Here is an 8,606-nt window from a genome sequence, read left to right as displayed (position 1 = left end):
GTATGCCGCCGCAGGCCAGCGGCGTTCCGTCGAGGCGGCCGACGACAAACCGGCCCGTCGGGGGGGCGCTCCCCGCCGCCCGGGCGGGCCCCCCCCCCCCCCGCCCAGCCGCGGGGGGGGGGGGGGCGAGGGGCGGGGGACGCGCGCGCGGGCGCCCCGCCCGCGGGCGGAGCGGCGAACGACCTGGCCGGGCGTCTGGAACGGCTCACTCCGGCCCAACGGGAGCTGCTCGCCCGCCGGCTGGGGCAGCGTGCGTCGCCCGGACCGTACCGGTTGTCCGCAACGCAGTTCGGCATCTGGCTCTTCGAGCAGCTCGACCCCGGGACCTCGACTTACCACAACCCGGCGGCCGTACGGCTGTCCGGGCCGGTGGAGGAGGACCTGCTCCGCGAGGCGCTCCAGCGGGTCCAGGACCGCCACGAACCGCTGCGCTCGCGCTATCCCGCCGACGAGGACGGCGTCCCGCGCGCCTTCGTGGAACCGCCGGGCGCGCTGCGCCTGCCCTGGCGGTCCGTGGACGTCGGCGAGCTGCCCGACCCCGGGCGGGAAGCGGCGCGGATCGTACGGGAGGAGGCGCTCACGCCGTTCCGGCTCGACCGGGGTCCGGTGTGGCGCTGTCTGCTGGTGCGTACCGGACCCGACGAGCGGGTGCTGGTCGTCACGTTCCACCACATCGTCTCGGACGGCGGTTCGCTGGGTGTGCTGCTGACCGAACTCACCGCCCTCTACCCGGCGTTGGCGGCCGGTGAGGTTCCCGCCCCGGCCGTGCCGCCCAAGGGGTACTTCGCGCTCGCGGCGAAGGACACCGTGGCGCCCGGAGCACTGGAGCACTGGCTCCGGACGCTCGACGGCGCGCCGGACAGGATCGACCTGTCCGCGCTGGCCGAGCGGCCCGGTCGGTCGCAGGGCGCCGCGGCCGGTCGCAAGTGGGCGGGCCGCGAGCTGACGCTGCGGGTGCCGGGAGGCACGGCCGCGGCGCTGGAACACCTGTGCTCACGCCGCTCCGCGAGCCTGTTCGCCGGACTGGTGGCGGCGTCGGCGGCCACGCTGCACCGGTTGAGCGGTCAGGGCGACCTGGTCCTCACCACCCCGGTCGACCGGCGCGACCGCGAAGGGCTCGCGTTGATCGGCTGCTTCGTCAACACGGTGGTGCTGCGCTTGCGGGTCTTCCCCGACGACCGGCTGGACGCGCTGCTGGAGCGGGCCGCCGGGGTGGTGGCCGACGCGCTGGCCCACAGCGACCTGCCGTTCTCCCGGCTGGTCTCGGCGCTGCCCCGCCGTGGCGACGGCCGGAGCCCGTTCGGGAACGTGGCCGTGGTGCACAACAACGCGCCGCTGGACACCGTGTCCCTGGGCGGCCTGGGGCTGAGCCACCACCCCCTGCCGCCGGTGGAGGTGAAGCACGACCTCGCCCTGTCCTGGAACCGGCGACGGGACGAGCTGACCGGCCGGATCGAGTACGCCGCGAGGTTCCCGGACGCCGCGGTGGAAGGGCTCGCCAGGCATCTGCAGTACACCGTGGAGACGCTGGCCACCGCGCCCGCCACCCGCGTCGCGGATCTGCCGCCGCTGTCGGAGCCGGCCGGATGACCGGCGCCACCGGCGCCGGGCCACGACTGTCCGGCTCGCCCTGGTTCCCGTACGGTGCCGAGGAGAGCGCCGCCGCGACACGGTTGTTCTGCCTGCCGTACGCGGGAGGCGGCTGGTCCCTGTTCAGGAGCTGGCAGGAGGAACTCGGGCCGGACATCCACGCCGTACCGGTGAAACTGCCGGGCCGGGCCGAACGTCTGCACGAGCCCGCAGTGGCCCGGATGCACCGGCTCGCGGATCTGCTCGCCGCGGAGCTGGCCCCGTTGCTGGACCGGCCGTACGCGCTGTTCGGCATCAGCATGGGGGCGCTGCTGGCCTTCGAGACGGCACACCGGCTGGTCGCCCGCGGGCTGCGCGCTCCGGAGCGGCTCTTCGCCGCCTCCTACCGCGCGCCGCGCGAGCCGTTCACCACGCCGCCGGTCCACGCGCTGCCGGACCCGGCGCTCATCAAGGTGCTGACCCGCCTGACCGCGACCCCGCCGCAACTGCTGGCCAACGCAGAGCTGATGCGGCTGGTCCTCCCCGCCGTCCGCGCGGACTTCGCCTGCACCGAGACCTACGTGCGCCCCGACCGCGCCCCGCTGCCGGTCCCGCTGACGGCCGTCCGGGGGCGGTACGACGACACGCTGACCGAGGCGATGGCCGAAGGCTGGCGCGCCGAGACGTCCGCCGGCTTCGAGCAGGTGGAAGTCGCGGGCGACCACTTCCTGGTCCACGGCGACCAGCGCGAACTCATCGCGCTGGTCCGTGAACGGCTGACGCGGGGCGGGCCGGACACATAGTCCGTGGGGGAAGTCCCCTCTGGTGCTTCCTCCACCTCACGGCCCGGTCCGACCCGCCCCGGCGGCGGGTCAGGCACTCTCCTCGCCCTCGGTGCCCAGTGCGGCCTCGATGTCCGAACTCGACATTCCCTCGATCTCGCTGAGCAGCGCCTCCAGTTCCGCGGAGGCGGCCCCGCCGACCTCCGCGTCCACGGCCTCCACCCCTTCCGCGGCCTTCGCGGCCTCGGGCGCGTCGGCCGACGGTGCCTCACCGGCGGCGCGGATCAGCTGGGCGATCGTGGCCACGGTGGCCTCCTGGAAGATCTCGCCGAGGGGCAGTTCGATCCCGTGGGCGTCCCGAAGCCGGCCGACGAGCTGCATGGCCAGCAAGGACTGCCCGCCCAGTTCGAAGAAACTGTCGCGGACCCCGATCTCGTCGATGCCGAGCAGGTCGCGCCACATGCCCGCGACGTACTCCTCCGTCTCGTCGCGGGGCGCGACGAAGGGCACCGACATCTTCGGCCGGCCCTTGGCCGTCCCGGCGGACGAGCGTCCTGCCGGTCCGCCGTCGGCGGGCGGCGCGGCGGCGGAGCCGGCCTCGGCCTGCCGGGCCAGCGCCTCGCGTACGTCGGGGTCGGCCGCGCACACCGTGAACGGCCCGTCGCCGCCCGCCGCGGTCAGCAGGCGGTACAGCTCCTTCCCCTCCTGCGGTCCGCAGTCGGCGGCGTCCCGCAGACCGGGGGCGTCGGCCTCCCGCCAGTGCTCCCACTGGACGTTGAGCCAGCGACGCGCCGCGGTCCGGTTGCGCAGCGCCACGTAGGTGTCGGCGTACCAGTTGGCCGCGGTGTAGGCCGCGCTGCCCACCCCGCCCAGCAGGCTGGAGAGCGATCCGACGATCAGGCAGCGGTCGTACGCCACGCCTTCCAGCGCCGCGTCGAGCGCGTGCAGCCCGGTCATCTTGGTGGCCATGTGCTGCGCGAACAGCTCGGGCGAGGAGTCCAGCACGGCCCTGATGCCGTCGGAGACGGACATGCCCGGGGTGTAGATGACACCGGCGAGCCGGCCGCCGCGCTGCGCCGCGGCTTCGCGGACCGCCGTGGCCAGCGCCCCGGCGTCCTCCGCGTCGCCTCGCCGTACGGTCAGCCGGTCGCCGCCCAGCGCGCGCAGCTCCTCCAGCTGCCGCCGCGCCGACGGGCCGAGCGCGGCGGGATCGGCGCGGTCGTAGAGCACCACGTGGGCGGCGGGGTCGCGCAGGATCTCCGCGGCCAGGGTACGGCCGATCATGCCGAGGCCGCCGACCAGGAGATGGGTGCCGTGCAAGGAGGGAGCCTGGTTGCCGACGTGCACCCGCACGTGCGCGCGGACGAACCGGTTTCGGCCGCGAAGGGCCACCGGGGACGCCTGCGATGCCTGTGATGCCTGGTCGCTCAGCTCGGCGACCAGGTCCGCCACCGTTTCCGGCAGGCGCTCGCGCGGGTCGCGCGGGTCGAGCTCGACCACCCGGCAGTCCCAGGATGTCTCCTGCGGCACGACCCGGCACAGACCGACCGCGGTGGCCAGGCCCGGACGCACCGGGTCCTCGCCGGTCACGTCGAACACGTGGCGGGTGACGTACAGCAGCCGGGGAGGCTGGGCCCCACCGGCCGGCAGGAGGCCGAGCAGCGACCGCAGGCCGGCCGCCTGCTCACGGTCGACGTCGCCGCCGGGGGCGGCGTCCAGCGAACGCAGGTGCACCACGGCGTCCGGGCGGGAACCGGGTACGGCCAGTGCCGCCCGCAGCGCGTCCGCGGCGTCCGCGTCGGTGTCCACCAACGTGACCCGGCTGCCCAGGGCCGTCAGCCGCTCGGCGAGGGCCGCGCCGACGCCCGACCGGTCGGCCAGCACCAGGACACCGCCCGGCGCGGTCCCGGGCGCGACGCCCCCGGACTCTGCCCCGCCCACCCCGCGCGGTACCTGCACCCAGCGGGGCTGGTGTATCCACTCCTCCGGCCCCTGGGGAGCCGCCTCCAGCGCGACGGCCGCGTTGTCCGGCGAGGCGTCGATCCAGCACCGGGTGCGCTGGAAGGGGTACGTGGGCAGCGGAACACGAAGGCGGGGGTGCTCGTGGGTGCGCCGCCAGTCGATGCGGACACCCTGGTGCCACAGCTCGGCGAGCCCGTCGAGCAGGGCCGCCCGCTCGCCGCCCCGCTGGTCGGCGGCGGGCATCATGGTGGCCACCGATGCCGTCCGCGTGCCCAGTTCGTTGCCGGCCAGGGCCGACAGCTGACGGCCGGGACCGACCTCGATCAGGACGCTGCCGGGAGGCGCCGCGGCCTCCCGCAGGCCGTCCGCGAACCTGACGGTCTCGCGCAGCTGCCGAGCCCAGTAGCCGGGGTCGGTGGCCTCCTCAGCGGTCAGCGGCCGGCCGGTGACGCAGGAGATCACCGGGATCGTCGGCGGTTTGAGCGCCGCCTTGGCCACTTCGGCGGTGAAGTCGGCGAGGACGGGGTCGAGCATCGCGGAGTGGAAGGCGTGGGAGACCCGCAGCCGCCGGCTCACCACCCCGTCGGCGCGCAGCCGGGCCTCGAAGGCGTCCACGGCCCGGTGCTCCCCGGCGACGGACACCAGCGCCGAGCCGTTGACCGCGGCGACCGACAGTTCCCGGTCGCCGATCAGCTCGCGGATACGGGCCTCGGACAGGGGAACGCCGAGCATCGAGCCGCTCGGCAGGCCCGCCACCATCCTGCCGCGCGCGGCCACCACCGACAGCGCGTCGGGCAGGCTGAAGACGCCCGCCAGGGTCGCGGCCACGTACTCGCCGATGCTGTGCCCGAGCAGGGCCGCGGGTTCCAGGCCGTACGAGAGCAGCAGCCGGGCGAGCGCGTACTCGACGGTGAACAGCGCGGGCTGGGCGAGGTCGGTGGAGGTCAGGCCGTCGGCCGAGGGGTCGCGGCGGGTCAGCAGCAGCGGCCGGAGGCGGTCGGCGACCTCGGCGGGCATCAGGGCGAGGCACTCGTCGACCGCGGCCCGGAACACCGGCTCCGTACGGTGCAGTTCCGCTCCCATGCCCACGCTCTGGCTGCCCTGGCCGGGGAAGAGGAAGACGAGGGAACCGGCCTCGTCCACGGTCTCCGAGGTGCGGATGCGCGCGGAGCCCTTGGCACCCAGGGCGCTCGCGGCGTCGGCCAGGTCCCGGGCCACCACACTGGCCCGGTACTCGTGCTCGGTCCGGCCGACCTGGAGGGTGTGGGCGACATCGGCCGGCACGGCGCCGGGGTGCTCGCGCATCCAGCGGGCGGTCTGCTCCATCCGCTCGGCGAGCGCCGGCCCGCTGCGCGCGGAGAGCACCACCAGTTGGCTCTCGGGCGCAGGCGCGCCGGGTACGGGCGCGGGGGCCTCGCGCAGCACCGCGTGCGCGTTGGCGCCGCCCATGCCGAGCGAGTGCACCGAGGCGTAGCGTGGCCGTCCCGGCCCACCCTCCATCGGCAGCAGTTCCGTCGGCACGTAGAACGGGCCGGAGGCGAAGTCGATCTCCGGGTTGGGCGTGCGGAAGTGCAGCACCGGCGGGATCGACTTGTTCTTCAGGCACATGACGGTCTTGATGAAGCCGGCGACCCCGGCGGCGGCGTCGAGGTGGCCGATGTTGGGCTTGACCGAGCCGATGGCGCAGTAGTTCCCGCGGTCGGTGGTGAGCCGGTACGCCTTGGTCAGCCCGGCGACCTCGATCGGATCGCCCAGCGGCGTGCCGGTGCCGTGCGCCTCGACGTAGTCGATGACGTCCGCGGTCAGACCGGCCGAGGCGATGGCGCCGGCGGCGGCGCGAGCCTGCCCGTCGACGCCCGGCGCGGTGAAACTGGCTTTGGCCCGGCCGTCGTTGCCGATCGACGTGCCGGCGATCACGGCGTGGATGTGGTCCCCGTCGCGCAGCGCGTCGTCGAGGTGCTTGAGCAGTACCGCTCCGGCGCCGTTGCCCACCACGCTGCCGGTGGAGTCCGCGTCGAAGCTGCGGCAGTGGCCGTCCTGCGAGGCAGTGGCGTTCTGGAGGTAGCCCGCGTTGTGGGGCATCCGCAGCGACGCGCCGCCGGCGATGGCCATGTCGCACTCACCGGCGAGGATCGCCTGCGCGGCGAGGTGGATCGCGGTGAGGGAGGTGGAGCAGGCGGTCTGCACGGCGACGGCCGGACCCTGGAGGTTCAGCTTGTAGGCGACCCGCAGCGCCAGGTAGTCCTTGTCGTTGCCGATCATGGTGGCGTGGTCCCCGACCGCGTCCAGCATCCGGCGGTTGCCGACCAGGTTGACCAGCAGGTAGGTGTTCATGGTGGAGCCCGCGTAGACGCCGACCAGGCCCGGGTAGCGGGCCGGGTCGTAGCCCGCGTCCTCCATGGCCCACAGGGCGCACTCCAGGAAGAGCCGGTGCTGGGGGTCCATCAGCTCGGCTTCCCGGGCCACGTATCCGAAGTAGTCGGCGTCGAAGCCCTCCGCGTCCTGCAAGGCCGCGGACGCCGGCACGTAGCGGGGGCTCGCCAGCATCTGGGCGGGCACCCCCGCGGCCCGCAGCTCGTCGTCGTCGAAGAACCGGATCGACTCGACGCCCTCACGGATGTTCTGCCAGTACTGGTCCGGGCTGTCCGCACCGGGGAACCGGCAGCCCATGCCGATCACCGCGATGTCGGCGGGTATCGCGTCGTTCTGCTTCTGACCGTTCAACTGCGCTCCAGAGTCGGTCCGGGCAAGGGGAGGGGGGATCAGCCGAAGGTGATCCGGATGTGCTGGGCTCCGCGCCGCCGGGTGCGGCCGGTGACCACCGGGCGGTCCGTCTCGTCCGGAGTCCCGGTGTGGAGCAGGATCTCCAGCCGGGCCGCCAGCTCGGCGACGGTGGGGAATTCGAAGAGCAGCATCAACGGCAGCCCCGGCAGGCCCAGTTCCTCTTCGAGGCGGGAGATCACCGGCGCCACCAGGAGCGAGTGCCCTCCCAGATCGAAGAAGTTGTCCTGGGACCCGACGCGCGGGACGTCCAGCACCTCCTGCCAGACCTCCGCGACCCGGCGCTCCACGTCCCGGGTGGGTACCTCTCCGCGTACCGGCGCGGGGGCGGCCGCCGCCAGGCTCTCGTCCAGCCGGGCGCGGTCGAGTTTGCCGTGCGCCGTGCGCGGGAGCACGTCGAGCGGGACGATCCGGGGCGGCACCTCGTGCGCGGGCAGGCGCTCGGCCGCCCAGGCGCGCAGCGCGTGGACGCTGAAGCCGGGTCCCGGCACCACCGCCGCGGCCAGACGTCGCCGGTTCCCGTCCCCCTCGACCACCACGACGGCGTCGAGGACGTCCGGGTGCCGCAGCAGAACCGCCCGCACCTCCTCCGGCTCCACCCGGAAGCCGCGGATCTTGACCTGGTCGTCCAGCCGCCCGAGCAGCACCAGGTCGCCGCTCGGACGCAGGCTGCCGAGGTCGCCGGTACGGTACCGGCGCTCGCCGTCCGCCCCGGTGGCGAAGGCCCGACCCGCGGTCCCGGGCCGGTTGAGGTAGCCGGCGGCCACCCCCGGCCCGCCGATGACGACCTCGCCGAAGCCGCCCGGCACGGTCGGGTCGTCCCAGGGGTCGAGGACGCCGACCTGCGAGCGGCCGGTCGGAAGTCCCACCGGCACGATGCCGCTGCCGGTGCCCGCCTCCGCGGCGCTGATGAAGCGCATGGAGCAGTTGATGCTCGCCTCGGTCGGCCCGTAGCCGTTGACGAAGACCGCGTCCGGAGCCACCAGTGAGGTCAGCGCCTGGAGCGCCTCGTAGGTCAGCATCTCGCCGCCGAGCACCACCGTGCGTACGGAGGGCATGTCGATGCCTGCGGCGGCCAGTTCGGCGGCGAAGGTCGGCGTCAGGTAGAGGATGGTCAGCTGCTCCCGCCGCACGAACCGGGCGTAGCGGGGGGCGGACAGCCGCTCGGCCCTGTCGGGAAAATGGAGCGCGGCGCCGAACAGCACGGTGGTGAATATTTCCTGGAGGCCGAAGTCGAAACTCAGCGACAGGGTCTGCGGGAGCCGGGTGCCGGGTCCCAGGCCGAACCGTTCGCGCTGCCACAGCAGCAGCGGCAGTACGTTGGCGTGGGTGATCGGCACGCCCTTCGGGGTGCCGGTGGTGCCCGAGGTGTGCACCACATAGGCCGGCGCGCCGGCGCCCGGCGGCCCCTCGAATCCAAACCCCCGCGGCGGCCCCGCAACGACCACCACCCCCCCCCCCCCCCCCGGCGCCCCCCCCCCCCCGCGCGCCCCCCCGCCCCCCCCCCCCCGG

At 74.6% G+C, this 8,606-nt stretch carries 4 protein-coding genes; 2 read left to right on the top strand and 2 right to left on the bottom strand.

Annotated elements, in window-relative coordinates:
- The first annotated feature begins 273 nt into the window (after positions 1-273).
- Positions 274-1,590 (top strand): condensation domain-containing protein, encoded by a 1,317-nt coding sequence (locus ACFXA3_RS26145; RefSeq protein WP_385190716.1) that lies wholly within the window; start codon positions 274-276, stop codon positions 1,588-1,590.
- The gene (locus ACFXA3_RS26140) at positions 1,587-2,372 is read left to right on the top strand and encodes a thioesterase II family protein (RefSeq protein ID WP_385190714.1); all 786 of its coding nucleotides are present in this window, start codon (positions 1,587-1,589) and stop codon (positions 2,370-2,372) included. Before ACFXA3_RS26145 ends, ACFXA3_RS26140 begins: the two co-directional genes overlap by 4 nt.
- Before the next feature lie 69 nt (positions 2,373-2,441).
- On the opposite strand, the gene ACFXA3_RS26135 is transcribed toward ACFXA3_RS26140, so the two are convergent.
- Positions 2,442-7,037 carry a beta-ketoacyl synthase N-terminal-like domain-containing protein gene (locus tag ACFXA3_RS26135; RefSeq protein ID WP_385190712.1) on the bottom strand — a complete coding sequence of 1,532 codons (4,596 nt, stop codon included), beginning with the start codon at positions 7,035-7,037 and terminating at the stop codon, positions 2,442-2,444.
- A gap of 38 nt (positions 7,038-7,075) precedes the next feature.
- On the bottom strand, positions 7,076-8,542 hold the full coding sequence (locus tag ACFXA3_RS26130; RefSeq protein ID WP_385190718.1) for an AMP-binding protein: 1,467 nt from the start codon (positions 8,540-8,542) through the stop codon (positions 7,076-7,078).
- Positions 8,543-8,606 lie beyond the last annotated feature (64 nt).

This window comes from Streptomyces sp. NPDC059456, from assembly GCF_042750055.1.
GTDB lineage: Bacteria > Actinomycetota > Actinomycetes > Streptomycetales > Streptomycetaceae > Streptomyces.
The sequence above is the reverse complement of the archived record's forward strand: the minus strand, read 5'-3'. Positions and strand labels throughout refer to the sequence as shown.

What these genes read in the sequence shown, in the direction of transcription:
- ACFXA3_RS26140 (WP_385190714.1), top strand. Translation starts at nt 1,587, where the DNA reads ATGACCGGCGCCACCGGCGCCGGGCCACGACTGTCCGGCTCGCCCTGG.